At 66.8% G+C, this 26,527-nt stretch carries 22 protein-coding genes; 2 read left to right on the top strand and 20 right to left on the bottom strand.

Annotated elements, in window-relative coordinates; genetic code table 11:
- Positions 1 to 88: 88 nt before the first annotated feature.
- On the top strand, positions 89 to 2,206 hold the full coding sequence (gene ppk1, locus M1D55_RS15125; protein WP_023265070.1) for a polyphosphate kinase 1: 2,118 nt from the start codon (positions 89 to 91) through the stop codon (positions 2,204 to 2,206).
- A 172-nt stretch (positions 2,207 to 2,378) separates the two neighbouring features.
- Here ppk1 and phoR read toward each other — a convergent pair whose 3' ends face one another.
- The 11 genes from phoR to M1D55_RS15070 form a co-directional block, all read right to left on the bottom strand.
- Positions 2,379 to 3,698 (bottom strand): phosphate regulon sensor histidine kinase PhoR, encoded by a 1,320-nt coding sequence (gene phoR / locus M1D55_RS15120; RefSeq protein WP_006576604.1) that lies wholly within the window; start codon positions 3,696 to 3,698, stop codon positions 2,379 to 2,381.
- A gap of 199 nt (positions 3,699 to 3,897) precedes the next feature.
- Entirely contained in the window at positions 3,898 to 4,605 is a 708-nt protein-coding gene (phoB, locus tag M1D55_RS15115; protein WP_006576605.1) for a phosphate regulon transcriptional regulator PhoB, read from the bottom strand.
- 156 nt (positions 4,606 to 4,761) lie between these two features.
- Positions 4,762 to 5,466 carry a phosphate signaling complex protein PhoU gene (phoU, locus tag M1D55_RS15110; protein WP_006576606.1) on the bottom strand — a complete coding sequence of 235 codons (705 nt, stop codon included), beginning with the start codon at positions 5,464 to 5,466 and terminating at the stop codon, positions 4,762 to 4,764.
- 74 nt (positions 5,467 to 5,540) lie between these two features.
- Positions 5,541 to 6,329: a phosphate ABC transporter ATP-binding protein PstB gene (pstB, locus tag M1D55_RS15105; protein WP_006576607.1), complete on the bottom strand. Its 789-nt coding sequence runs from the start codon at positions 6,327 to 6,329 to the stop codon at positions 5,541 to 5,543.
- Between the two features lie 71 nt (positions 6,330 to 6,400).
- Positions 6,401 to 7,297: a phosphate ABC transporter permease PstA gene (pstA, locus tag M1D55_RS15100; protein ID WP_006576608.1), complete on the bottom strand. Its 897-nt coding sequence runs from the start codon at positions 7,295 to 7,297 to the stop codon at positions 6,401 to 6,403.
- Between the two features lie 20 nt (positions 7,298 to 7,317).
- Positions 7,318 to 8,283, bottom strand: a complete 966-nt coding sequence (pstC, locus tag M1D55_RS15095) for a phosphate ABC transporter permease PstC (protein WP_006576609.1) — start codon at positions 8,281 to 8,283, stop codon at positions 7,318 to 7,320.
- Between the two features lie 94 nt (positions 8,284 to 8,377).
- Positions 8,378 to 9,409 (bottom strand): phosphate ABC transporter substrate-binding protein PstS, encoded by a 1,032-nt coding sequence (gene pstS, locus M1D55_RS15090; RefSeq protein ID WP_006576610.1) that lies wholly within the window; start codon positions 9,407 to 9,409, stop codon positions 8,378 to 8,380.
- Positions 9,410 to 9,645: 236 nt separating this feature from the next.
- A complete protein-coding gene (gene glmM, locus M1D55_RS15085) occupies positions 9,646 to 10,989 on the bottom strand; it encodes a phosphoglucosamine mutase (RefSeq protein ID WP_023265067.1) in 1,344 nt (447 codons plus the stop codon).
- A gap of 92 nt (positions 10,990 to 11,081) precedes the next feature.
- Positions 11,082 to 11,951: a dihydropteroate synthase gene (gene folP, locus M1D55_RS15080; RefSeq protein WP_006576611.1), complete on the bottom strand. Its 870-nt coding sequence runs from the start codon at positions 11,949 to 11,951 to the stop codon at positions 11,082 to 11,084.
- A 149-nt stretch (positions 11,952 to 12,100) separates the two neighbouring features.
- A complete protein-coding gene (ftsH, locus tag M1D55_RS15075) occupies positions 12,101 to 13,984 on the bottom strand; it encodes an ATP-dependent zinc metalloprotease FtsH (RefSeq protein ID WP_006576612.1) in 1,884 nt (627 codons plus the stop codon).
- A gap of 204 nt (positions 13,985 to 14,188) precedes the next feature.
- On the bottom strand, positions 14,189 to 14,854 hold the full coding sequence (locus M1D55_RS15070) for an RlmE family RNA methyltransferase (protein ID WP_064576082.1): 666 nt from the start codon (positions 14,852 to 14,854) through the stop codon (positions 14,189 to 14,191).
- A gap of 134 nt (positions 14,855 to 14,988) precedes the next feature.
- Between M1D55_RS15070 and M1D55_RS15065 the strand changes: the two genes are divergently transcribed.
- Entirely contained in the window at positions 14,989 to 15,489 is a 501-nt protein-coding gene (locus M1D55_RS15065) for a YhbY family RNA-binding protein (RefSeq protein ID WP_053822097.1), read from the top strand.
- Between the two features lie 177 nt (positions 15,490 to 15,666).
- On the opposite strand, the gene M1D55_RS15060 is transcribed toward M1D55_RS15065, so the two are convergent.
- The 9 genes from M1D55_RS15060 to M1D55_RS15020 all read right to left on the bottom strand — a co-directional run bounded on the left by M1D55_RS15060 (position 15,667) and on the right by M1D55_RS15020 (position 26,517).
- Entirely contained in the window at positions 15,667 to 16,140 is a 474-nt protein-coding gene (locus tag M1D55_RS15060) for a DUF4149 domain-containing protein (protein WP_064576175.1), read from the bottom strand.
- A 65-nt stretch (positions 16,141 to 16,205) separates the two neighbouring features.
- Entirely contained in the window at positions 16,206 to 16,682 is a 477-nt protein-coding gene (greA, locus tag M1D55_RS15055; protein WP_006577738.1) for a transcription elongation factor GreA, read from the bottom strand.
- Positions 16,683 to 16,957: 275 nt separating this feature from the next.
- Entirely contained in the window at positions 16,958 to 20,206 is a 3,249-nt protein-coding gene (carB, locus tag M1D55_RS15050) for a carbamoyl-phosphate synthase large subunit (RefSeq protein ID WP_064576076.1), read from the bottom strand.
- A 67-nt stretch (positions 20,207 to 20,273) separates the two neighbouring features.
- On the bottom strand, positions 20,274 to 20,963 hold the full coding sequence (gene leuE, locus M1D55_RS15045; protein WP_456282506.1) for a leucine efflux protein LeuE: 690 nt from the start codon (positions 20,961 to 20,963) through the stop codon (positions 20,274 to 20,276).
- A gap of 49 nt (positions 20,964 to 21,012) precedes the next feature.
- Positions 21,013 to 22,149, bottom strand: a complete 1,137-nt coding sequence (gene carA, locus M1D55_RS15040; protein ID WP_064576072.1) for a glutamine-hydrolyzing carbamoyl-phosphate synthase small subunit — start codon at positions 22,147 to 22,149, stop codon at positions 21,013 to 21,015.
- A gap of 479 nt (positions 22,150 to 22,628) precedes the next feature.
- The gene (locus M1D55_RS15035) at positions 22,629 to 23,039 is read right to left on the bottom strand and encodes a RidA family protein (RefSeq protein ID WP_006579021.1); all 411 of its coding nucleotides are present in this window, start codon (positions 23,037 to 23,039) and stop codon (positions 22,629 to 22,631) included.
- 96 nt (positions 23,040 to 23,135) lie between these two features.
- Positions 23,136 to 23,621 (bottom strand): acyl-CoA thioesterase, encoded by a 486-nt coding sequence (locus M1D55_RS15030; protein WP_456282710.1) that lies wholly within the window; start codon positions 23,619 to 23,621, stop codon positions 23,136 to 23,138.
- Complete coding sequence (locus tag M1D55_RS15025) at positions 23,621 to 25,288, bottom strand: AMP-binding protein (RefSeq protein ID WP_456282505.1); 1,668 nt, start codon at positions 25,286 to 25,288, stop codon at positions 23,621 to 23,623. Before M1D55_RS15025 ends, M1D55_RS15030 begins: the two co-directional genes overlap by 1 nt.
- A 44-nt stretch (positions 25,289 to 25,332) precedes the next feature.
- Positions 25,333 to 26,517, bottom strand: coding sequence for an acyl-CoA dehydrogenase family protein (locus M1D55_RS15020; RefSeq protein ID WP_456282504.1), 1,185 nt, complete (start codon positions 26,515 to 26,517; stop codon positions 25,333 to 25,335).
- Positions 26,518 to 26,527 lie beyond the last annotated feature (10 nt).

Below are 26,527 nucleotides of genomic sequence, written 5' to 3'. Positions count from 1 at the left end.
ATCGCCGTCCGCGCGAGGCACGAAGAATATGTCCTGGCCGTGTCGGTGTCATGACAAAATCACGTTGTCATCAAGTTGACACGATTCTATGGAAAAGTCGCCGCATCGCCCAAAGAAGGTCATGCCCATGTCGACGACCCCGCCCGGTACGCTGCTCAATCGCGAACTTGGCATCCTGGAATTCAACTCCCGTGTGTTGGCCCAGGCGGCGGACCCGTCGGTACCGCTGCTCGAGCGCCTCAAGTTCATCTGCATCGTGTCGAGCAATCTCGACGAGTTCTTCGAGATCCGGATGGCCGGACTCAAGGAGCAGATGCGCGACAACCCCTCGGGCCTGACCCCGGACGGCCTGTCGTTCCAGCAGACCTACCAGTCGATCACCGAGCGGACACAGCGCCTCGTTGCAGCGCAGTATGCCATGCTGCAGGACGTGATATTTCCCCTGCTCGAGCGCGAGGGCGTGTTCTTCCACATGACGACGGTGTGGAACGACGCGCAGCGCGACTGGGCCCGCGACTTCTTCGTGCGCGAGATCGGACCGGTGCTGACGCCGATCGCGCTCGATCCCGCCCATCCCTTCCCGCGCGTTTCCAACAAGAGCCTGAACTTCGTCGTCGAGCTGTCGGGCAAGGATGCCTTCGGCCGCGAAGCGGATCTCGCGATTGTGCAGGCGCCGCGCGCGCTGCCGCGCGTCGTGCAGATGCCGCAGTCGCTGTCGGGCTATCCGTACGGCTTCGTGCTGCTGTCCTCGTTCATGCAGGGCTTCGTGCACGAGCTGTTCCCGGCGATCGAGGTCGACGGCTGCTACCAGTTCCGCGTCACGCGCAATTCCGACCTGTTCGTCTCCGAAGACGAGATCACCGATCTGCGCGAGGCGCTGCAGGGCGAACTGCCGACGCGCCACTACGGCGACGCGGTGCGGCTCGAGGTCGCGGCCGAGACGCCGCCGGCGCTGACGCGGCGGCTGCTGACCGAATTCGCACTCGGCGAGCAGGACCTGTACCGCGTCAGCGGGCCGGTCAATCTGGTGCGGCTGATGTCGATCCCCGATATGGTCGATCGCCCCGCGCTCAAGTATCCGCCGCACGTTCCCGCCGCCGTGAAGGCGTTCAGCGGCGGCACGCCGATGTTCGACGTGATCCGCCAGCGCGACGTGCTGCTGCACCACCCCTACGAGAGCTTCAGCTCGGTGCTCGATCTGCTGCAACTGGCGGCCAACGATCCCGACGTGGTGGCGATCAAGCAGACCGTCTATCGCACCGGCAACGATTCGCTGGTGATGGAAGCGCTGATGACCGCGGTGCGCAACGGCAAGGATGTCACCGTCGTGCTGGAGCTGCTGGCGCGCTTCGACGAGGAAACCAATATCAACTGGGCCGAGCGCCTGGAATCGGCCGGCGCGCACGTGATCTACGGCGTGGTCGGCCACAAGTGCCACGCCAAGATGCTGCTGATCGTGCGGCGCGAGCCGGCCGGCCCGAAGAGCAAGCAGACCAAGCTGCGCCGCTACGTGCATCTGGGCACCGGCAACTATCATCCGCGTACCGCGCGGCTGTACACCGACTTCGGGCTGCTGACCGCCAACGAGGAAGTGTGCGAGGACGTGCACCACGTGTTCCAGCTGCTGACCGGCACGGCCGGCTCGATCAAGCTCAAGCATCTGTGGCAGTCGCCGTTCACGATGCAGAGCAATCTGGTCGAGCATATCCGTGCCGAGGCGCGCAACGCGCGGGCCGGCAAGCCGGCGCGCATCATCGCCAAGATGAACGCGCTGCTGGAGCCGTCGGTGATCGAGGAGCTGTACAAGGCCTCGCGCGCCGGCGTGCAGATCGACCTGATCGTGCGCGGCGTCTGCGCGCTGCGGCCCGGCGTGCCGGGGCTGTCCGAGAACATCACGGTGCGATCGATCGTCGGCCGCTTCCTCGAACACCATCGCGTCAACTACTTCCTGGCCGGCGGCACCGAGCTGCTGTATCTGTCGAGCGCCGACTGGATGGACCGCAACCTGTTCCGCCGCGTCGAGGTGGCCTTCCCGATCCTGGACAAGACGCTGAAGACGCGCGTGATCCAGGAAGGATTGCTCGTGCATCTGCGCGACAACGGCTCGGCGTGGGTGATGCAGCCGGACGGCAGCTATGTCCAGCAGACCGGCAAGGGGAAGGAACGGCGGGTCAGCCAGATGGAGCTGCTGGGGATGTTCGCCTGAGGGCGAAATCTGGCGCTGATGCTCCCCTCTCCCGCTGGCGGGAGAGGGAAAACGGTGGTTCAAACACCAACCGCCTCTGCTTGCCCCCCTCTGCCCAGCCCTCTCCCCCTGAGGGGGCGAGGGAGAACACAATCGGCCGCAATGGCCGGAGTCGGTCCTGCCAGCAACAGCCCTAAGCCGCGTGCCGCGCGCCCGGCTGATGGATGCTGCGGTCGACCGGGAACACCACGCGGAACACGCTGCCCTTGCCCACCTCGCTGCTGATGCGCAGCTCGGCATGGTGGCGCGACAGCACGTGCTTGACGATCGCCAGGCCCAGGCCGGTGCCGCCGGTATCGCGCGAGCGGCTGCGGTCGACCCGATAGAAGCGCTCGGTCAGCCGCGGAATGTGCTCGGCGGCGATGCCCAGGCCGGTATCGCTGACCGAGAACACCGCATGGCCGTCGCGGTAGCACAGGCCGATGCCGATGCGGCCGCCGTCGGGGGTGTAGCGCACCGCGTTCGACACCAGATTGCCCAGCGCCGACAGCAACTCGGTTTCGCTGCCCCGGATGCCGACCGCCCGGTCGATGTCGGCGGTGATCTCATGCCGGCCCTGCGACAGCCCCTGCGCGTCGTGCACCAGGTGGTGCACCAGCGCGCCGATGTCGACGGGATCCTGGCTGGGCGGCTGCATATCGCTCTCGAGCTTGGCGAGCGCCAGCAGGTCCTCGACGATATGCTGCATGCGCATGGCCTGCGTCATCATCATGTCGACATAGCGCCGGCGATCCTCGTCCGAGACCGGCAGATCGCGCACGGTCTCGAGAAAGCCCGTCAGCACCGTCAGCGGCGTCTTCAGTTCATGCGAGACGTTGGCGACGAAATCGCGCCGCATCGACTCGGTGTTCTCGAGCTTGGTGATGTCCTGCGTCAGCACCAGCTTGCGATTGTCGCCATAGGGCAGCACCTGCACCGCCAGCACGCTCTGCTTGTGTTCGCCCATGTCGCGCATCTGCAAGGGTTCGTCGAAACGTTGCAACATCAGGTACTGCACAAACTCCGGGCGCCGGATCAGATGCGTGATGCGCTGACGCGCGTCGCGCCGCGCGCTGAGGCCGAAATGCAGCTCGGCCACGGCGTTGCACCACTCGATCTGGTCGGCGTCGTCCAGCATCAGCACGCCGTTGGGCGAGGCCTGGATGGCCTGGATGAAGCGCGTGTGCTGCTGCTCGACCTGCAGCACCTGCATGCGCCAGCGCTTGACGAGGCGATGCAGCCGGTAATAGACCTCGCCCCATAGTCCGACCGCGCTCGGAATCTCGCCGTAGGCCGGCGCGTCCAGCACCTTCCACAGCCGGTTGATCTGATACAGGTAGAAAATCAGCAGCGCCAGCAGCGCGCCGGTGGTGACCGCCAGCGCGGTCGTTACGCCGACGAAAGCGGCCAGCAGCGCGGCGGCGATGGCCAGCAGGATCAGGACGGCCGCGGATCGGGCCCAGATGACATTCATGAGATCGTGCGGTGGCAGCCTGGCGGGGAACGGCGAAGGCGACGGCAACAGTCAGAGCCGGCCCCGCAGGCGGGATGGGCCGCAGTGTGCCACGAAAAACGCAACAGCGAGGCAACAGCGCCCCGGCAGCGAAGACGCCCTGCCCCGGCCACCGAATCGCGGGACAAGCCGCGCGGCAAGCCAGGGCCAGGCCGGCCGTTCACTGGCCCGGCGACCGGGCCAGACGGTAGCCGCTGCCGCGGACAGTCTCGATCATCGCGCTGTAGCCGCCGGGGGCCAGCGCCGCGCGCAGACGCTTGATATGCACGTCAACGGTGCGCTCCTCGACGAAGACGTGGTCGCCCCAGACCTGGTCGAGCAGCTGCGAGCGGCTGTGCACGCGCTCCGGGTGCGTCATCAGGAAATGCAGCAGGCGGAATTCGGTCGGGCCGAGCTCCAGCTTGATCGGGCCCGATTCGTCCTGGCCGGTGACGCGATGCGTGGCCGGGTCCAGCCGCAGGCCGTTGATCGCCACGACGTCGTCGGTCAGTTGCGGGGCGCGCCGGCGCAGCACCGCCTTGATGCGCGCCAGCAGTTCCTTCGGCGAGAACGGCTTGGTCACGTAGTCGTCGGCGCCCGCCTCCAGCCCCATGACCTTGTCCTGCTCCTCGCTGCGCGCGGTCAGCATGATGATCGGGATCTGCTTGGTGCGTTCGTTGTTGCGCAGCTCCTTGGCGAACACCGCCCCGGACTTGCCCGGCAGCATCCAGTCGAGCAGCACCAGGTCGGGCAATACATCGCTCATCAGCGAAAGCGCCTGCTCGGCGTTGTAGGCACGAATCGGATAGTGCCCGGCGTGCTGCAGATTGACGGCGATCAGTTCGGCAATGGCCGGTTCGTCTTCGACGACCAGAATACTGCTAGGCATGAATGAGGTCTCCGCTCTCTGGCAGGTTCAGGTATTGGCAGATGGAACAGCGAGATGACGTAGTACGGCGGGCGATGTACGTCGAGCGAAACGGGCAGGTACACGCCGGGCAGCAAGACAACGGACCGATACCACGGCATCGCTCGACGGGTTGGTTCAGCTCAGCGCTTCCTTCTCCATGTCCTCGCGCGAGGTATGGCGAACGTCGGTGCCCTTGACGATGTAGATGATGAACTCGGCGATGTTCTTGGCATGGTCGCCGATGCGCTCGACGGCCTTGGCGATGAACAGGAAGTCCAGCGCGACCGAGATCGTGCGCGGGTCTTCCATCATGTAGGTGATCAGCTTGCGCACGAAGGCACGGAATTCGTCGTCGATCGCCTTGTCTTCCTTGACGATGCGCGCGGCCGCGACCGTATCGAGGCGGGCGAAGGCGTCCAGCGACTTGCGCAGCAGCGCGATCGCCAGGTCGCCGGCCAGCTTGACCTCGGCGTAGTTGATGCCCTGCGCGCCGGTCTCTTCCATGATGTGCTTGGTGCGCTTGGCGATCTTCTCGGCCTCGTCGCCTGCGCGCTCCAGGTTGGTGATGGTCTTGGAGATGGCCATCACCAGGCGCAGGTCGCGCGCGGTCGGCTGGCGGCGCGCGATGATGTTGCCGCAGTCGGCGTCGATCTCGATCTCGAGCGCATTGATCTGGTTCTCGCGCTCGATGACCTGCTCGGCCAGCGTGGCGTCGAAGTCGGCCAGCGCCTTCATCGCGGTATCGATCTGCGCCTCGACCAGGCCGCCCATCTGCAGCAGCTTGGTATTGATCGCGTTGAGGTCGGCGTCGAATTGGGTCGACAGGTGCTTGTCGGTCATCATGTTCTCCTGGCCGCGGATGCTGGCGCGTCGCGCGACACGGCGGGCGTTGCTTGGGCGGGCTGCCTTGGTGCTCAGCCGAAACGGCCGGTGATGTAGTCCTCGGTTTCCTTGCGGTGCGGCTTGATGAAGATCTTCTCCGTCTCGCCGAACTCGATCAGCTCGCCCAGGTACATGTAGGCGGTAAAATCCGAGCAACGCGCGGCCTGCTGCATATTATGGGTCACGATCACCACGGTGTACTCGTCCTTCAGTTCCGCGATCAGTTCCTCGATGCGGCCGGTCGAGATCGGGTCCAGCGCCGAGCACGGCTCGTCGAGCAGCAGCACCTCGGGGCGGATCGCGATGCCGCGCGCGATGCACAGCCGCTGCTGCTGGCCGCCGGACAGGCTGTAGCCCGACTGGTGCAGCTTGTCCTTGGCCTCGTTCCACAGCGCGGCCTTCGACAGCGCCCACTCGACGCGGTCGTCCATCTCCGAGCGCGACAGCTTCTCGAACAGCCGCACGCCGAAGGCGATGTTGTCGTAGATCGACATCGGGAACGGCGTCGGCTTCTGGAACACCATGCCGACCTTGGCGCGCAGCAGCGCGATGTCCTTGCGGCTGGTCAGCAGGTTCTCGCCGTCCATGTTGATCTCGCCCTCGGCGCGCTGCTCGGGATAGAGCGCGTACATCTTGTTCAGGGTACGCAGCAGGGTCGATTTGCCGCAGCCCGAGGGGCCGATGAAGGCCGTGACCTTGCGGTCCGGGATCGACATGTTGATGTTCTTCAGCGCGTGGAACTGTCCGTAGTAGAAGTTCAGGTTGCGCACGTCGATCTTGGCGCGGACGCTGTCGGGGATGTCGATGACGGTCGAAGTCATGCTGGGTCTCGCAGGTAGATTCGTGGTTTCGCGTGCTGCTTGCGGTTCGCTTTGCTGTCTGCCGGTCGCGCTTACTGGCTCTTCTTGAACAGCACGCGCGCCAGGATGTTCAGCGCCAGGACGCCGATCGTGATCAGGAACACGCCGGCCCATGCCAGCTGCTGCCATTCGGTGAACGGGCTCATCGCGAAGCGGAAGATCGTCACCGGCAGGTTGGCCATCGGCTTGTTCAGATCCGTGCTCCAGAACTGGTTCGACAGCGCGGTGAACAGCAGCGGCGCGGTTTCGCCGGCGATCCGGGCCACCGCCAGCAGCACGCCGGTGATGATGCCCGCGTAGGAGGCCTTGACCGTGATCGACAGCACCATCTTCCATTTCGGCGTGCCGAGCGCGAAGGCGGCCTCGCGCAGCGCGTTGGGCACCAGGTTCAGCATGTTCTCGGTGGTGCGCACGACGATCGGGATCTGCAGCAGCGCCAGCGAGCAGATGCCGGCCCACGCCGAGAAATGCCCCATCCGGGCCACCACCAGCGCGTAGACGAACAGGCCGATCACGATCGACGGCGCCGACAGCAGGATGTCGTTGATGAAGCGGATGAAGCTGGCCAGCGGCGACTTCTGGCCATACTCGGCCAAGTAGATGCCGGCCAGGATGCCCAGCGGCGTGCCCAGCACGGTGGCCAGGCCGACCATCACGAAGCTGCCGAAGATCGCGTTGGCAAGGCCGCCGCCGGCGGTGTTCGGTGCCGGCGTCATCTGCGTGAACAGGTCGATCGACAGCCCGCCGATGCCCAGCGAGATCGTGGTCCACAGGATCCACGCGAGCCAGAACAGGCCGAAGGTCATCGCGGCCAGCGAGGCGGCCAGCGCGTAGACGTTGACGCGCTTGCGCCGCGCCTGCAGGCGTTCACGGACCTCGTTGGCATCGGCATGGACCGCCGGGATCGACGAGGTCGACGAGGCCGACATGGTGGCTTGGCTGGTCGAATTCATTTCTTGCCCTCATTGCGCGACAGGCGCAGCAGCAGCAGTTTGGACAGCGCCAGCACCACGAAGGTGATGAAGAACAGGATCAGGCCCAGCTCCATCAGCGCGGCGGTATGCAGCCCCGGGCCGGCCTCGGCGAACTCGTTCGCCAGCGCGGAGGTGATGCTGTTGCCCGGCGAGAACAGCGAGGCGTTGTCCAGCAGGTTGGTGTTGCCGATCACGAAGGTGACCGCCATGGTCTCGCCCAGCGCGCGGCCCAGGCCGAGCATCACGCCGCCGATCACGCCGGCGCGGGTATAGGGCAGCACGACGTTCCACATCACCTCCCAGGTGGTGCAGCCCACGCCGTAGGCGGACTCCTTCAGCAGCACCGGGGTGACCTCGAACACGTCGCGCATCACCGAGGCGATATACGGGATGATCATGATCGCCAGGATCACGCCCGCGCACAGCAGGCCGATGCCCAGCGGCGCGCCCTGGAACAGCGGGCCGATCAGCGGCAGCTGGCCCACGGTGGCGGCCAGCGGCTTCTGGAAGTATTCGCCGAACAGCGGGGCGAAGACCAGCAGGCCCCACATGCCGTAGACGATCGACGGCACCGCGGCCAGCAGCTCGATCGCGGTGCCGAGCGGGCGGCGCAGCCAGACGGGCGACAGTTCGGTCAGGAACAGCGCGATGCCGAAGCTGACCGGCACCGCGATGATCAGCGCGATCAGCGAGGTCACGATGGTGCCGTAGATCGGCACCAGCGCGCCATAGACGTCCGCGGGGGGATCCCACTGCGCGGTCCACAGGAATTTGAGGCCGAAGGCCTGGATCGAAGGCCAGGCGCTGATGGCAAGCGAGACGATGATGCCGCCCAGCAGCATCAGCGTGATGATGGCGGCGCCGCGCGTCAGGCCACCGAACAGGATGTCACCGGTGCGGCCGGGTGCGCGTACGGCGGGAAGATCGGACGTGGTCGCCATGTTCAGGAGTACTCGGTTTGGCTCCCCTCTCCCGCCTGCGGGAGAGGGGCCGGGGGGAAGGCCGGTTGCGCCCTCCCATCAGGTCAGCTGACGATCAGTACAGGCCCTTGCCCGACGCGTCCTTGATGCTGTTCTTCCAGGTCGCGCGGATCTGGTTGACGACCGACTCGGGCATCGGCACGTAGTCCAGTTCGCTCGCCATGCTGGCGCCGCTCTTGTAGGCCCAGTCGAAGAACTTCAGCACTTCCGCGCCCTGCGCCGGCTTTTCCTGGTTCTTGTGCACCAGGATGAAGGTCGCGCCGGCGATCGGCCAGGCTTCCTTGCCCTGCTGGTTGGTCAGGATCTGGTAGTACGACTTGCTCCAGTCGGCGCCGGCCGCTGCGGCCTTGAACGCGTCATCGCTCGGCGAGACCACCGCGCCAGCGGCGTTCTTCATCTTCACGTGCGTCATCTTGTTCTGCTTGGCGTAGGCGTACTCGACATAGCCGATCGCGCCGTTCAGACGCTGCACGAAGGCGGCCACGCCCTCGTTGCCCTTGCCGCCCGTGCCGCCACCCGGCCAGTTGACCGTGGTGCCCTCGCCCACCGAGCCCTTCCAGTCGGCGCTGACCTTCGACAGATAGTTGGTGAAGATGAAGGTGGTGCCCGAGCCATCGGCGCGGCGCACCGGCAGGATGTCCTGGCTCGGCAGCTTGGCGTTCGGGTTCAGCGCCTTGATGGCCGGATCGTCCCACTTCTTGATCTTGCCCAGGTAGATGTCTGCCAGCACTTCGCCCGTGATGGTCAGGTCGCCCGGCTTGATGCCTTGCAGATTGATCACCGGCACCACGCCGCCGATCACGGTCGGGAACTGCACCAGGCCTTGCTTGGCCAGTTCCTCGTCCTTCAGCGGGGCGTCGGAAGCGCCGAAATCGACCGTCTTGGCGTTGATCTGCTTGATGCCGCCGGACGATCCGATCGATTGATAGTTGACCTTGTTACCCGTGGCTTTTTGGTATGCGTCGGCCCACTTGGAATAGACGGGCGCCGGGAAAGAAGCGCCTGCACCGGTAATTTCTGCCGCGAATGCGGAGCCCGCTACCACCATCGATACGATGCCCGCAACGGCAGTCTTGACCAGCTTCATATGTCCTCCAGAGAACATGGTTGGGAATGTCAGTTTTTTGACATCCCGAACTTTATGCGGCCACTATGACAGTTCCGTGACATCGCGAAAATTTCTCTGAAGGGACATTTAAGCGGACATTTCCGCACGCACTCAAGCAGGCATGGAAGGCACCGATCGGCCCTCGGCTGCGGCGCGACAAAGGAAACGCCCGGCCGGAGCCGGGCGTTCACGGTGGGCTGGCGCCTTGTGCTGGATCAGGTTGCCAGCGCGTCGGCCAGCTTGCGGGCCGCCTGCTCGGCGGTCTCGGCCTGTTCGGCCTCGACCATCACCCGGACCACCGGCTCGGTACCGGAAGCACGGATCAGCACCCGGCCCTTGCCGGCCAGCGCGGGCTCGATCTCGGCGCGGGCCGCCTGCAGGCCGGCATGGTTCTGCCAGTCGAAACCCTTCTGCACCCGCACATTGATCAGCGTCTGAGGGAACAGCGACACGCCGTCCAGCAGCTGCGCCAGGGTCTTGCCGCTGCGGCGCAGCGCCGCCAGCACCTGCAGCGCGGAGACGATGCCGTCGCCGGTCGAGTGCCGATCCAGGCATAGCAGATGGCCGGAGCCCTCGCCGCCCAGCGTCCAGCCGCGCTTGCCCAGTTCCTCCAGCACATAGCGGTCGCCGACCTTGGCGCGCACGAACTCGACGCCCTGGCGTTGCAGCGCCAGTTCGACCGCCATATTGGTCATCAGCGTGCCGACCACGCCGGGAACGCTGTGTCCACAGGCGACGCGGTCCTGCACGATCGCATACAGCAGCTCGTCGCCGTTGTAGAGCCTGCCGTCGGCGTCGACCACCTGCAGGCGGTCGGCATCGCCGTCGAAGGCCAGCCCGAGGTCCGCGCCGTGGGCCTTGACCGCCTCGACCAGCTTGTCGGGCGCGGTGGCGCCATAGCCGTCGTTGATATTGCGGCCATTGGGCTGGTTGCCGATCGACACCACGTCGGCACCCAGCTCGTGGAACACGTGCGGGGCGATGTGGTAGGCGGCGCCATGCGCGCAGTCGACCACCAGCTTCAGGCCATGCAGGTCGCGGTCGTACGGGAAGGTGCTCTTGCAGAACTCGATGTAGCGGCCCGCCGCGTCGTCGATCCGGCGCGCGCGCCCCAGCTGGTCGGACGGCACGCAATGCATCGGCGCCTCGAGCTCGGCCTCGATCGCCAGTTCGACCTCGTCCGGCAACTTGTCGCCGGTGGCCGAGAAGAACTTGATGCCGTTGTCGTGGTACGGATTGTGGCTGGCCGAGATCACCACGCCGGCGGCCAGCCGCAGCGCGCGGGTCAGATAGGCCACACCGGGCGTCGGCAGCGGGCCGGTCAGCAGCACATGGACGCCGGCCGCGGTAAAGCCCGCTTCCAGCGCGGCTTCCAGCATATAGCCGGAGATCCGCGTGTCCTTGCCGATCAGCACCGTGGGCTTGCCCTGCGTGCTCGGCTGGCCAAGCGCCAGCACGCGCCCCGCCGCATAGCCGAGCCGCATCACGAAGTCCGGCGTGATCGGCGCCTCGCCGACCCGGCCGCGCACGCCATCGGTGCCGAAGTATTTACGTGTCATCCGATCGTTCTCCCTGTTCTGATTCGGGTTCGAAGTGTTTGGGTTGTCAGTTATGGGGGCCGTGACTGGAAGCCGGGATCGCCGTGGCGGCATCAGGCCGCGGCATCGGCTCGCTGCTGCCGCACAGCCCACCAGGTCTTGATCGCATCGACCGATGCCTGCACATCGTGCACGCGCACGATATAGGCGCCGCGTTCGGCCGCGCACACAGCGGCGGCGATGCTGGCCGCGACGCGCTGCTGCGGCGGCCGTCCGCCAAGAATGGCGCCCAGCGTCGACTTGCGCGACAGGCCGGCCAGCAGCGGCAATCCGTCGACGGCCAGGTGCGGCAGCTCGCCGAGCAGGCGCAGATTGTGATCCGCCGTCTTGCCGAAGCCAAAGCCCGGATCGAGCACGATGCGGCTGTCGTCGACGCCGGCCGCGCGCAGCGCATCGACGCGCTGCCGCAGGAAGTCGCGGACCTCGCCGACCACGTCGTCGTAGTGGGGGGCTTCCTGCATCGTCTGCGGGTCGCGCTGCATGTGCATCACGCACAGGCCCGCCTGCCCACCCTGCCCCGCTTGCGCGACCGCCTCGATCGCCCCCGGCATGCGCAGGCCCCAGATGTCATTGATCAGGTCCGCGCCGGCCGCCAGCGCCGCGCGCATCGTCTCGGGCTTGTAGGTATCGATCGACAGCGGCTTGCCGCAGTCGCGCAGCGCCTCGACGACGGGCAGCACGCGGGCCAGCTCCTGGTCCAGCGGCAACGACGCCGAGCCGGGCCGGCTCGATTCGCCGCCGATATCGATGATGTCGACGCCCTCGGCGATCATCTGCTCGGCATGCCGCAGCGCCGCGTCGCGGCTCGCATGCTGGCCGCCATCGGAGAACGAGTCGGGCGTCACGTTGAGGATGCCCATGACCAGCGGGCGGCGGTCGCGTGCAAAGCGATAGCGCCCGCACTGGAAATACGAGGTCGACAAGTTGCAGTCCTGAATATGCGGGGAAGTAAGACCAGGTCGCTGGTGCGGGAAGTCGGGACGAAAAAAGCCGGTGCCCTGGGGCACCGGCTTTGCGGAACTCAGCGCGCGACGCGCCGCACTGCCATCATCCTCTGAACGCAGGTCCCGAATCAGGCCGCGGCGGGCGCGTTCGACGGCGTCACGGGCGAGCCACCGGACGGCGGCGTGCCGCCACCGCTGGCGCCCGGCATGCCGCGCGGAGGACGCGGCGGCTTGCCGGCCATGATGTCGTTGACCTGGTCGGCATCGATGGTTTCCCATTCCATCAGCGCGGCGGTCATCGCCTCGACCTTGTCGCGATTCTCCTCGAGCAGGCGCTTGGCCAGCGCGTACTGTTCGTCGAGGATGCGGCGGATCTCGCCGTCGACCTTCTGCTGCGTGACTTCCGACACCGACTTGGACGACATCTTGCCGAACAGGCCTTCCTGCTCCGTGTCGACATAGACCATCGTGCCCAGCGTGTCGCTCATGCCGAAGCGGGTCACCATGTCGCGCGCGATCTTGGTGGCGCGCTCGAAGTCGTTGGACGCGCCGGTGCTCATCGCGTTGAGGAACACCTCTTCCGCGGCGCGACCGCCGAACAGGATGGCGATCTCGTCGAGCATGTTGTCCTTGTACTTCGAGTACTTGTCATGCTCCGGCAGCTGCCAGGTCACGCCCAGCGCCCAGCCACGCGGCATGATGGTGACCTTGTGCACCGGGTCGGCCTTGGGCAGCAGCTTGGCCACCACCGCATGGCCCGACTCGTGGTACGCGGTCGCCTTGCGTTCCTCTTCGCGCATCACCGTCGACTTGCGCTCCGGACCCATGTAGATCTTGTCCTTGGCGTCCTCGAAGTCCTGCATGTCGACCACGCGCTTGTTGCGGCGGGCGGCGAACAGCGCGGCCTCGTTGACCAGGTTGGCCAGGTCGGCACCGGAGAAGCCCGGCGTGCCGCGCGCGATCACCGACGCGTCGACATCGTTGCCGATCGGCACCTTGCGCATATGGACCTTCAGGATCTGCTCGCGGCCGCGGATGTCCGGCAGGCCGACGAAGACCTGGCGGTCGAAACGGCCCGGACGCAGCAGCGCCTTGTCCAGGACGTCGGCACGGTTGGTCGCGGCGATCACGATCACGCCCGAGTTGGCCTCGAAGCCGTCCATCTCGACCAGCATCTGGTTCAGCGTCTGCTCGCGCTCGTCGTTGCCGCCGCCCATGCCGGCGCCGCGATGGCGGCCGACAGCGTCGATTTCATCGATGAACACGATGCAGGGGGCCTGCTTCTTGGCGTTCTCGAACATGTCGCGCACGCGGGCCGCGCCGACGCCGACGAACATTTCCACGAAGTCCGAACCCGAGATGCTGAAGAACGGCACCTTGGCCTCGCCGGCGATCGCGCGCGCCAGCAGCGTCTTGCCGGTACCCGGAGGGCCGACCAGCAGCACGCCGCGCGGAATGCGCCCGCCCAGCTTCTGGAACTTCTGCGGGTCCTTCAGGAAGTCGACCAGCTCGACCACCTCTTCCTTGGCCTCGTCGCAACCGGCGACGTCCTGGAAGGTGACTGCGTTCTGGTTCTCGTCGATCAGCCGCGCACGCGACTTGCCGAACGAGAAGGCGCCGCCTTTGCCGCCACCCTGCATCTGCCGCATCATGTAGAACCAGAACACGATGATCAGCAGGGTCGGTCCGAGGTAGTACAGGGCCTGGACCAGCACATTCGGCTCGTCATCGGCCTTGCCAGTCACCTGGACGCCGTATTTCATCAGGTCGCCGACCATCCAGATGTCGCCCGGCGAGATGATGGTGTATTTCTGCCCTTCCTTGGGCGTCACCACGAGGTTCCGGCCCTGTACGTCGACGCGGCTCACCTTGCCGTTCTTGGCGTCATCCATGAACTGGGAGTAGGTGACGCTTTCCTGCGCACGGGGCTTGTCGAACTGCTTGAAGACGGTAAACAACACCAGCGCGATCACGAGCCAGATTGCCGCCTTTTGAAACAGGTTGTTATTCAAGGCCGAACTCCTTTGCGATTGCCTTGCCAACGATAGCTGCATTGCATTGTAATGCAGCGCCGCCCCGGGGGGCGAAAAGCGTCCCTATCGGGCCAATAGTGATAGCGCTAGCGGCCGATTGCCCGTAGGCCAATGCGGGACGACAGTCAGACCGGCAATGGTCCGAATGGTGCCCGGTCGCGCGCCATGACCGGTGCCCAGGCTTCAACCCGGCGACTTCAGGTGGCGTCCAAGAATGAAGGTTTCGGAGGACTTGTCCCGCGAGGCCTTCGGCTTGCGCTTGGCCACCACCTTGAACTGGCGCTTGAACTTTTCGACGATCTGGCTGTAGCCGCTGCCGTGGAAGCACTTTACCAGCAACGCGCCGTCGGGTTTCAGATGGGCCTGGGCGAATTCGAGCGCCAGGTCGCACAGATATTCGATGCGCGCCGCATCGGCCGAGGCCACACCGGACAAATTGGGGGCCATGTCGGACAAAACAAGGTCGATCTTGTTGCCGCCGGAGGCCTCCAGCACGATCGTCTCGAGCTGCCGGAACACCTCCTCGTCGCGGAAGTCGCCCTGGATGAAGGTCACATCGGCGACCGGCTCCATCGGCAGCAGGTCGATCGCGACCACCGCCCCGTCGATATGGCCTTCGCGCGCGCGCGGCGAGGCGGCCAGCTTGTTGCGGACATACTGGCTCCAGCTGCCCGGCGCCGCGCCCAGGTCGACGATGACCTGGCCCGGCTGGATCAGCTTGTCCTGTTCGTCGATCTCCTTGAGCTTGTAGGCCGCGCGCGCGCGATAGCCTTCGCGCTGCGCCAGCTTGACGTAGGGATCGTTGATATGGTCGTGCAGCCACGACTGCCTGAACTTGTTCTTGGCCATTTCTCGTGATTTCGCCGCCAGACCATGACGGTTTGACGGATAATACGCGCCGTTGCGACGCCCTTGCGACGTAAGAGGCCCTACCGGCCGCCCTTCCAGCGCCTTTACCGGCGTCGCCCCTTTCCTGCCTGACTATGCCTGCCCTTCAATTGAATCCCGCCCAGCGCTCCGAACTCCGCTCCCGTGCCCACGGCCTGAACCCGGTCGTGATGATCGGCGCCGAGGGCCTGACCCGCGCCGTCCTGGCCGAGATCGACCGCAGCCTCGCGGCCCACGATCTGATCAAGATCCGCGTGTTCGGCGACGAGCGCGACACCCGCATCGCCATTTACGAAGCCATTTGCGATGAACTTGGCGCCGCCCCGATCCAGCACATCGGCAAGCTGCTGGTGGTCTGGCGCCCGGGCCCGGCCCGGCTGAAGGAAAACCAGCCGCAGGACCTCGGCCGCATGGCGCCGGCTCGCCGCGGCGCAGCACCGCGCACCGTCACGGTGCGCAAGCCCGCCGCCAAGCCGGGCGGCCGCCCGACCCGCAACGAGGTCCGCCTGCTGGGCAACGAGCGCGTGACCGCCGGCGGCAACGTCAAGCGCGCCCGGACCCGCCAGGCCAGCCAGAAGAAGAAGTCGCTGGGCTGAGCGGCGCGTCTTCACCCACACCGCTGTATTGCCTCTCGCCCTCAGGGCAAGAGGGTTGGGGAGAGGGGGTGGTTTTCAAACCTCGGCGGCATAGCAGCTGCCGCTTTCCCTCTCCCCCAACCCCTCTCCCGCAAGCGGGAGAGGGGAGAGAAAACCGCTCTCGAGGGACGGCCCCTCTCAGTCCTCCGCCACCGTCCGCCGGCCGGCGAGACGCCAGACCAGCACCAGCGCCAGCAGGCTCTGCAGCAGGTAGAAGGCGCTCGAGACGCCGTGCAGCATGCCGAAGCGCGCGCGGAACGGCGACTCCGACACCCCGAGCCCCATCGCCTGCGCCTTGTGCCGCAGGCTCTCCATGAAGGGCTGCAGCCCGAAGTAACCGATCAGCACGCAGCACAGCATGCCCAGCACCAGCCAGCGCAGCGCCCGGTAGCGCATGGCGCCGCGCCGGATCATCACGTTGCACAGCACCAGCTGCAGCACGCCGATCACCACGCCAAGCACGGCCTCGGTGCGGAACAGCTGCCCGGCCAGCATGCCGGCCATCTCGCGGCTCGGCAGCACGGCGAACAACGTGGGCGCGACCAGATAGCCGATGGTCCAGAGGCTGCCGGCCCAGATCACGGTCAGCAGCAGGAACAGCCGGTGAGGCAGCAGCGGCTGGCCGGCGGACGCCGGGCCCGGCAGCGGGGAGGACGGCGACACCACGGCGCGCCGCCTCAGATGTAGCGGACGGTGATGACTTCGTACTCGCGCTCGCCGCCGGGGGCCAGCACGGTCGCGACATCGCCTTCGAACTTGCCGATCAGCGCCCGCGCAATCGGCGAGCTGACCGAGATCTTGCCGCTGTCGAGATCGGCTTCGTCCTCGCCGACGATCTGGTAGCGGACCGACTTGCCCGATTCCAGGTCTTCCAGGTCGACGGTGGCGCCGAACACGATGCGGCCATCGGTATCGAGCTGGGTCGGATCGATGATCTGCGCGGCCGACAGCTTGGCCTCGACCTCGAGGATGCGGCCCTCGATGAAGGCCTGTTTTTCCTTGGCGGCGTCGTATTCCGCGTTTTCCGACAGATCGCCCTGCGCACGCGCCTCGGCGATGGCATTGATCACCGCGGGACGTTCGACGGCCTTCAGGCGTTGCAGCTCCGCTTTCAGGAGTTCTGCGCCGCGCTTGGTAATCGGAATGGTGCTCATGTCTTCGTCAGGCAAAAAAATGAGCCGCAGCGCAGCGGGCGATGTACGCAGCGGTCTTGCCGGCACACCTCCGCTCAACCGCGGCTTTTGGGTGGTTCTTGGATTGTACGACCAGGCTCTGATTGCTCAGCTTTCGGGCGCCCCTGATAACCGGGGTCCGCCGAAATTCCCGTTAGTTTAGGTCAAGACGCCGAAGCACATCAACCAGGGCCAAGGGGCCGCCCCCTCCCCGAAGGGAGGAGGCAAGCCGCCGCGCCGTGGGAAGCGCCGCGGAATCAGGCCAGCGAGCCGTGCAGGCCCTGCAGGTCGTAGACCTCCAGGTTCTGCATCTGCTTCAGGCCCTCGACCGCGGCGCGGGCGCCGGCGATCGTCGTGTAGTACGGCACCCGGTTGGCCAGCGCCGAGATCCGGATCGAGCGCGAATCGGCGATCGCGGTGCGGGTCTCGTCGACCGTGGTGAACACCAGCGCCAGCTCGCCGTTCTTCAGCATGTCGACGATATGCGGGCGGCCGTCCTTGACCTTGTTGACCACGCGCACCGGAATGCCGGCCGCCTCGATCGCGGACGCGGTGCCGCGGGTCGCCACCAGCGGATAGCCCATGTCGTGCAGCATGCGGGCGACGCTGACCGCGTGCGGCTTGTCGCTGTCCTTGACGGTCAGCAGCACGGTGCCGCGCTCGGGCAGGCGCGAACCTGCCGCCAGCTGGCTCTTGAACAGGGCCTCGCCGAAGGTCTTGCCCACGCCCATTACCTCGCCGGTCGAGCGCATCTCGGGTCCGAGCACCGGATCGACGCCAGGGAACTTGTTGAACGGGAACACCGCTTCCTTGACGCTGTAGTACGGCGGCACCACCTCGGCGCCGATGCCCTGCTCGTCCAGCGACTGGCCCGCCATGCAGCGCGCGGCGATCTTGGCCAGCGACAGGCCGGTGGCCTTCGACACGTACGGCACCGTGCGGGAGGCGCGCGGGTTCACTTCGAGCACGTAGACGATGTCCTGGCCGTCCTTCTGCTGGATCGCGAACTGGACGTTCATCAGGCCGACCACGTTCAGCGCCTTGGCCATCGCGGCGGTCTGGCGCTTCAGTTCGTCGACGGTCGCCTGCGACAGCGAGTACGGCGGCAGCGAGCACGCCGAATCGCCCGAGTGGACGCCCGCCTGCTCGATGTGCTCCATCACGCCGCCGATGAAGACGCGCTTGCCATCGCACAGCGCATCGACGTCGCACTCGATCGCATCGTTGAGGAAGCGGTCGAGCAGCACCGGCGAGTCGTTCGACACCTTGACCGCCTCGCGCATGTAGCGCTCGAGGTCGCGCGGCTCATGGACAATCTCCATCGCGCGGCCGCCCAGCACGTACGACGGGCGCACCACCAGCGGATAGCCGATCTCCTCGGCCAGCTTCAGCGCCTCGTCCTCGGCGCGTGCGGTGCGGTTCGGCGGCTGGCGCAGGCCCAGCTCCTGCAGCAGCTTCTGGAAGCGCTCGCGGTCCTCGGCCGCATCGATCATGTCGGGGCTGGTGCCGATGATGGGCACGCCGTTGGCCTCCAGGTCCAGGGCCAGCTTCAGCGGGGTCTGGCCGCCGTACTGCACGATCACGCCGACCGGCTTTTCCTTGTCGACGATCTCGAGCACGTCCTCGAGCGTCAGCGGCTCGAAGTACAGGCGGTCGGAGGTGTCGTAGTCGGTCGACACGGTCTCCGGGTTGCAGTTGACCATGATGGTCTCGTAGCCATCCTCGCGCAGCGCGAGCGCCGCGTGCACGCAGCAGTAGTCGAACTCGATGCCCTGGCCGATCCGGTTCGGACCGCCGCCCAGCACCATGATCTTGCGCTTGTCGGTCGGGTTGGCCTCGCACTCGCCATGCTCGGCCTCGTAGGTCGAGTACATGTAGGCGGTGTTGGTGGCGAACTCGGCCGCGCAAGTGTCGACGCGCTTGTAGACCGGACGCACGTTGCTGGCCAGGCGCGCTTCGCGCACGGCCTTGGCGTCCGTCTTCATCAGCCTGGCCAGGCGCCGGTCGGAGAAGCCCTTCTGCTTCAGGTAGCGCAGCTCGGCGGCCGACAGGCTGGCCAGCGTGCGGGCCTTGACCTGCGCCTCGGTCTTGACGATGTCCTCGATCTGGGCGAGGAACCACGGGTCGATATCGGTCTCGGCGTACACCTCCTCGAGCGACATGCCCAGGCGGAACGCATCGCCGACGTACCAGATGCGGTCCGGGCCCGCCTCGCCGATCTCCTCGACGATCTCGTCGCGATCGGTCGACTTCTCGTCCAGCCCGTCGACGCCGACCTCCAGGCCGCGCAGCGCCTTCTGGAACGATTCCTGGAAGGTGCGGCCCATCGCCATCACCTCGCCCACCGACTTCATCTGCGTGGTCAGGTGGCTGTCGGCTTGCGGGAATTTCTCGAAGGCAAAGCGCGGCACCTTGGTGACCACGTAGTCGATCGACGGCTCGAACGACGCCGGGGTCTGGCCGCCGGTGATCTCGTTCTTCAGCTCGTCCAGCGTGTAGCCGACCGCCAGCTTGGCGGCGACCTTGGCGATCGGGAAGCCGGTAGCCTTCGACGCCAGCGCCGACGAACGCGACACGCGCGGGTTCATCTCGATCACGATCATCCGGCCATCCTTCGGATTGATCGAGAACTGCACGTTGGAGCCGCCGGTATCGACGCCGATCTCGCGCAGCACCGCCAGCGAGGCGTTGCGCAGCAGCTGGTATTCCTTGTCGGTCAGGGTCTGCGCCGGCGCGACGGTGATCGAGTCGCCGGTATGGATGCCCATCGGGTCCAGGTTCTCGATCGAGCAGACGATGATGCAGTTGTCCTTCTTGTCGCGGACCACTTCCATCTCGTACTCTTTCCAGCCCAGCAGCGATTCCTCGATCAGCAGCTCGCGCGTCGGCGACAGGTCCAGGCCGCGCTTGCAGATCTCCTCGAATTCCTCGCGGTTGTAGGCGATGCCGCCGCCGGTGCCGCCCAGCGTGAAGGACGGGCGAATCACGATCGGATAGCCGCTGGTGTTGGTCTCGCGCGCGATCTGCGACTGGACGGCCAGCGCCTCTTCCATCGAATGCGCGATGCCGGACTTGGCCGAACCGAGACCGATCTTGGTCATCGCGTCCTTGAACTTCTGCCGGTCCTCGGCCTTGTCGATCGCCTCGGGCGACGCGCCGATCAGCTCGACCTTGTACTTGTCGAGCACGCCGTGGCGGTGCAGGTCCAGCGCGCAGTTCAGCGCGGTCTGGCCACCCATGGTCGGCAGGATCGCATCGGGGCGCTCCTTGGCGATGATGCGCTCGACCACTTCCCAGGTGATGGGCTCGATGTAGGTCACATCGGCGGTGTTCGGGTCGGTCATGATGGTCGCCGGGTTCGAATTGACCAGGATGACCTTGAACCCTTCCTCGCGCAGCGCCTTGCACGCCTGCGCGCCGGAATAGTCGAACTCGCAGGCCTGGCCGATGATGATGGGGCCCGCGCCGATGATCAGGATGCTCTGGATGTCTGTGCGTTTTGGCATTGCACGCTCTCTTTGTCGGCCGGTCCGCGCTCGCTGGGAGCAGGCGCACCGCGCCGGATATCAATATTCAGTTCAGGGTGGCCGTCGCCAGCTTGGCGCCGAAGCCGATAAACATCGCGCCCACGCCGCTCGCCATGCCGGCCGACAGCCTGCGCCGGCGGCGGAAGGCCTCGGCCAGCTTCGCGCCGACGAAGATGATCGCGGTCAGGTAGGCGAAGCTGCAGACCTGGCACACCAGCCCCAGCGCGGCGAACGACAGTACCGGATAGGCGAACTGTGGATCGACGAACTGGATGAAGAACGAAACGAAGAACAGGATGGCCTTGGGGTTCAGCAGGCTGATCAGCAGCGCCTTGCGGAACGGGTTGGTCGGGTCGGTGACCTGCACCTGCACCTCGCCCTGCCCCGCCGCAGCCTCGGCGCCCTTTCCGTGGGAGCTCCAGCTTCGCAGCGCGCCGCGCAGCATCTGGAAACCAATCCACGCCAGATAGGCGGCGCCGATGTACTTGATCACGTAGAACAGCCCAGGGCTGGCCTTGAGCAGCGAGGCCACGCCGGCCGCCGACAGCACCATCAGGATGGCGTCGCCGAGGAACACGCCGCAGGCGCCGCGATAGCCGGCGCGCACGCCGCGCTGCGCGGCGACCGACAGCACGTACATCGAATTCGGCCCCGGCAGCAGCACGATGAAGATCGTGCCCAACAGATAGGTCCAGAAGTCGGTAATGCCGAAGGTAGCGTGCATCAGGGCGTTCATGGTCGCGATCCTGTGTCGTCTCGTTCCGCTCTCGATGTCGAAGTCCGCCTTACTGGCGGGCCTCCTCCATCAGCTTCGTGAAGCGGTCGAACAGATAGGCTACGTCGTGCGGGCCGGGCGACGCTTCCGGGTGGCCCTGGAAGCAGAACGCCGGCTTGTCGTTCAGCGCGAAGCCCTGCAGCGTGCCGTCGAACAGCGAGACGTGCGTCACGCGCGCGTTGGCCGGCAGCGTCGCGGCGTCGACCGCAAAGCCGTGGTTCTGCGAGGTGATCACCACGCGGCCGTCGTCCAGGTCCTTGACCGGATGGTTGGCGCCGTGGTGGCCGGTCGGCATCTTGACCGTCTTCGCACCGACGGCCAGGCCCATGATCTGGTGGCCCAGGCAGATGCCGAAGGTCGGAATGCCGCGTTGCAGGAATTCCTGCGTGGCACGGATCGCGTAGTCGCACGGCTCGGGATCGCCCGGGCCGTTGGCCAGGAAGATGCCGTCCGGCTTGTAGGCCAGCGCGTCGGCCGCGGTCGACTGGGCCGGCAGCACCGTGATGCGGCAGCCGCGCTGGGCCAGCATCCGCAGGATGTTGAACTTGACGCCGTAGTCGAATGCGACGACGTGAAAGCGCGGGTTCTCCAGCTTGCCGTAGCCGCGCTCCAGCGCCCACTCGGTCTGGTTCCACTCGTATGGTTCCTTGACCGACACGACCTTGGCCAGGTCCATGCCGGCCAGGCCCGGGAACGAGCGCGCCAGGTCGATGGCCTTCTGCGCGTTGTCCTCGCCGGCCAGGATGCAGCCGTTCTGGGCGCCCTTCTCGCGCAGGATACGGGTCAGCTTGCGGGTGTCGATGCCGGCGATGGCGGGCACCTTCTCCTGCTTCAGGTAATGCGGCAGCGTGTGCTGCTTGCGGAAGTTCGAGGCGAGCAGCGGCAGATCCTTGATGATCAGGCCGGCGGCATGGACTTTGGTGGCTTCGACATCCTCGGAATTGACGCCGACATTGCCGATATGCGGATACGTCAGCGTGACGATCTGCCGCGAATAGCTCGGGTCGGTGAGGATCTCCTGGTAACCGGTCAGCGCGGTGTTGAACACCACTTCGCCGATGGTATGGCCGGAGGCGCCGATGGAATAGCCACGAAAGACCGTGCCGTCTGCTAGCGCAAGGATGGCGGGCGGAAAAGACGGTAACACGGGTAGGCTCCTGCTGGATTCACCCCGTGACCGACCTCTCTCGACGCCTCGTGCCCCGAATCTGACGGCGAGCGCGCCGGCGGCGAGCCGGGGCTGTCGGGCCGGGCTGCGCGGGATTCGGCTTGGGTGCGCAGACAGTGTCGACGGCGATCGGCACGGCGCTCCGGGGCGAATCCGCAGGGCAGCGGTCAGGGCGGCGGAAGGTGGAATGCGGTTGGCGCTAGGGTGAAGGGTTCTGAAAGCGAAACTTTCGGATTCTACCTCACGCCGGCCAATTTCTCAAGTTTTCAAGGACTTGCGTATGCCAGGTCCTTGCAATTTGCCTTGGGACTGCTCCCCTCTCCCGCTTGCGGGAGAGGGGTCGGGGGAGAAAGCGCAGCGTTGCCTCTGCGAGACGTTGCGGTCGCTGCGACCGCCCTGTTCCCTCTCCCCGGCCCTCTCCCGCAAGCGGGAGAGGGTGACCACCGGCGGGCATGCCTTTATGCCGTCGGCGGCACTACCGCCGTCACTTCGATCTCCACCCGCGCGCGCGGTTCGATCAGGTCCGCGACCTGCACCGCGGTCATCGCCGGGAAGTGGCGGCCGATGATCTCGCGATAGTGCTTGCCGATCGCGGGATAGGCGGCGACGTATTCGGCCTTGTCCTTCACATACCAGGTCATCCGGGCGATATGCTCGGCGCGCGCCCCGCCCTGCTGCAGCACCGCGATCACATTGCGCAGCGCCTGGGCGGTCTGCTCGGCGAAGTCGTCGCTTTCGAACTCGCACTGGCCGTTCCAGCCGATCTGGCCGCCGACGAAGATCAGCCGGCTGCCGGCCTGGAACTCGGTCAGGATGCCGTTGGCATAACCGCGCGGCGCGGCCCAATCGGGCGGCTGCAGCACGGCCATCGGCTGGCCCCGCTGCGCAGCGGTGGTGGCGTTGGCGTTGGTGGTGGTCGGAGATTTGGCGGCGGGCGCCACGATATCGTTCATAGCTTGGACTCGTCAGGAATTCGAGGAAACAGGGGCCGATGCGGCCGCAGTGGCGACGTCCGCCGCCTCGACGAAGCGCGCCATCGCTTCGCGCACCGGCGCGGGAAAGGGTCGCGGCGCCATCCGGGCGGTATCGACGCAGACCAGCCGCTGCGTGAATTCGACGCGCAGGTCCGCCCGCCCGTCGCGCTGCGCGCCGACAAAGCGCACCCGCAGCGTGCAACTGGAACTGCCCAGCCGCGTCACCGCCAGCTCGCGTGTCAGCACCTCGCCCATCCGGCTCGGCGCGACGAAGCGGCATTGCAGGTCCGCGGTGGGCACGCCGGTGCGGTCGGCGCCGTGCATCCGCTCGAACGGCCAGTCGAGCGCCTCGCGAAACCAGTCTTCGACCAGATCGTTCAGCATCTCGAAATAGCGCGGAAAGAACACGATGCCGGCGGCATCGCAGTCCTTGAAGCGCACCCGCACCGTGTTGCGGAAGCTCGCCGGTGTGGCCATCACGTCGGCGTCCCGTTCTGCCCGGCCATCTGCCGCAGCCGGAAGCGCTGCAGCTTGCCGGTCTCGGTGCGCGGCAGCGCGTCGACGAAGTGGATGCGGCGCGGATACTTGTACGGCGCGATCTGGCGCTTGACGTGCTCCTGCAGCGTCACGCGCATCGCATCGTCGCCGTGAAAGCCCGGACGCAGCACCACATAGGCGGCCACCACCTGGCCGCGCCCATCGTCGGGCGCGCCGACCACGCCGCACTCGGCCACCGCTTCGTGCTGCATCAGCGCGGCCTCGACCTCGGGACCGGCGATGTTGTACCCGGCCGAGACGATCATGTCGTCCGAGCGGGCCTGATAGAAGTAGTAGCCGTCGGCATCCATCACGAAGGTATCGCCGGGCAGGTTCCAGCCGTCGCGCACATAGTTGGCCTGGCGCGGATCGTCCAGATAGCGGCAGCCGGTCGGGCCCTGCACCGCCAGCTTGCCGGGCACGCCGGGCGGCAGCGTCTGCATGTTCTCGTCGACGATGCGCGCGACATAGCCGGGCACCACCTTGCCGATCGCGCCGGGCCGCACCTCGTCGCCAGCGCTGGAGATGAAGATATGCATCATCTCGGTGCCGCCGATGCCGTCGATCATCTCGATGCCGGTCGCGGCCTTCCAGCTCTGGCGCGTGGCGTCGGGCAACGCCTCCCCGGCCGACACGCTCTTCTTCAGGCTCGACAAGTCGTAGCGCTCGGCCGCCGCGGCCATCTGGCGATAGAAGGTCGGCGCGGTGAAGACGATGGTCGCGCGCGCGTCCTGGATCAATGCCAGCAGCGCCTCCGGCGTCAGCTTCTCGGCGAGGACGGTCGATGCGCCGGCCCGCAGCGGGAAGCACAGCAGCCCACCGAGCCCGAAGGTAAAGGCCAGCGGCGGCGTGCCGCAGAACACGTCGTCGGCCGTGGGCCGCAGCACATGGCGCGGGAACAGGTCGCACATCGCCAGCACGTCGCGATGGAAATGCACGGTGCCCTTGGGCTGCCCGGTGGTGCCGCTGGTAAAGGCGATCAGGCAGATATCGTCGCTCGCGGTATCGCAGGCGGCGAAGTCGTCCGGCTTGCCCTCGAGCGCCGCCTCCAGCGAGCCCGGCCCGCTGCCGTTGAAGCACAGCACCTGCCGCATCGACGGACAGTGGAACTCGCCACCTTCGCGCATATTGGCGTCCAGCTCGTCGCGCAGCCGCGCATCGCACAGCGCGGCGCCGACCTCGGCCCGGTCGATCACCTGCTTCAGTTCGCGCGCGCGCAACAGCGGCATGGTCGGCACCGCAATCAGCCCGGCCTTCAGCGTCGCCAGCAGGCTGGCGGCCATCATCAGGTTGTTGGGACCGCGCAGCAGGATGCGGTTGCCTGGCACCAGTCCCATGTCCTCGGTCAGCACGCGGGCGATGCGATTGGTCAGCGCGGCCAGCTCGGCATAGCTGACGGCGGCAAAACCGCCCCCGCCGCCGGCATCGGGATAGCGGATCGCAGTGCGTTCACCGCGGCCTTCGCGCACATGGCGATCGACCAGTTCCACTGCGGCGTTGAGCCGCTCGGGATAGCGGGTGTCGTCGTTGAACAGGAACACCGGCCAGGCCTCGCGCGCGGGCAGGCGGTCCTGGGCGAAGGTATCGAGATGGGCTGTGCTCGCCATGGCTGTCTCCTTGATGGGCGGCGCTCGTTCTGTGGAGCGCGCGGTCAGGACTGCGGTTGCCGCGCGGCCAGCGTTTCGCGCGCGACGATCAGCTTCTGCACTTCGGTGGCGCCCTCGTAGATGCGCAGCGAGCGGATCTCCCGGTACAGGCTCTCGACCCGGCTGCCGATGCGCACGCCGAGCCCGCCGAACAGCTGCACCGCGCGATCGATCACCATCTGCGCGTTCTCGGTGGCGGTCATCTTCGCCATCGCGGCCTCGCGCGTGGTGCGCCCCGCGCGCGTATCGCGCAGCCACGCCGCGCGCCAGGTCAGCAGCGCGGCCGCGTCCAGCGCGGTCGCCATCTCGCCGAGCGCGGCCTGCGTCAGCTGCAGGTCGGCCAGCTTGCCGCCGAACATCGGCCGCGCGGTGGCCCGCGCGATCGCCTCATCGAGCGCCGCGCGGCCGAAGCCCAGCGCGGCCGCCGCAACGGAGGCACGGAAGATGTCCAGCGTCATCATCGCCAGCTTGAAGCCCTGCCCCGGCTCGCCCAGCCGCTGCGCCACCGGCACGCGGCAGCCGTCGAAGCGCAGCGTCGCCAGTGGGTGCGGCGCCATCACGTCGATGCGCTCGGCGATCTGCAGCCCCGGCGTATCGGCATCGACGACGAAGGCCGTGATGCCGCGTGCGCCAGGCGCTTCGCCGGTGCGCGCGAACACGCAATAGAAGTCGGCGATGCCGCCATTCGAGATCCAGGTCTTGGCGCCGTCGAGCACGTAGTGATCGCCGTCCAGCGTCGCGCGGCACTGCATCGCCGCGACATCGGAACCGGCCTCCGGCTCCGACAGCGCGAAGGCCGCGATCGCCTCGCCGCGCGCCACGCGCGGCAGATAGCGCTGGCGCAGCGTCTCGTCGCCCGCCAGCGTGATCGCGCCCGATCCGAGGCCCTGCATCGCGAAGGCGAAATCGGCAAGCCCGTCGTGCCGCGCCAGCGTCTCGCGCAGCAGGCACAGCGCGCGCGAATCGAGCTGGTCGAGCGCGCCGCCGTAGGCCCGCGGCACGCAATAGCGCAGCCAGCCGGCGTCGCCGAGCTGCCGCACCAGCGCGCGGCAGTCCGCGTCGACATCGGCGCCGGGCGCATGCGGCTGCGCCGACAGCGAGCGCGCGCACCACGCGTCGAGCTCGCGCGCCAGCGTGCGGTGCGCATCGTCGAACAACGGCAGCGTCAGATCATCGTCCCAGGCGGGCATCTCGGCTCTC

This window comes from Cupriavidus sp. JZ107, from assembly GCF_053903255.1.
This window is presented reverse-complemented; position numbering and strand designations above follow the sequence as displayed.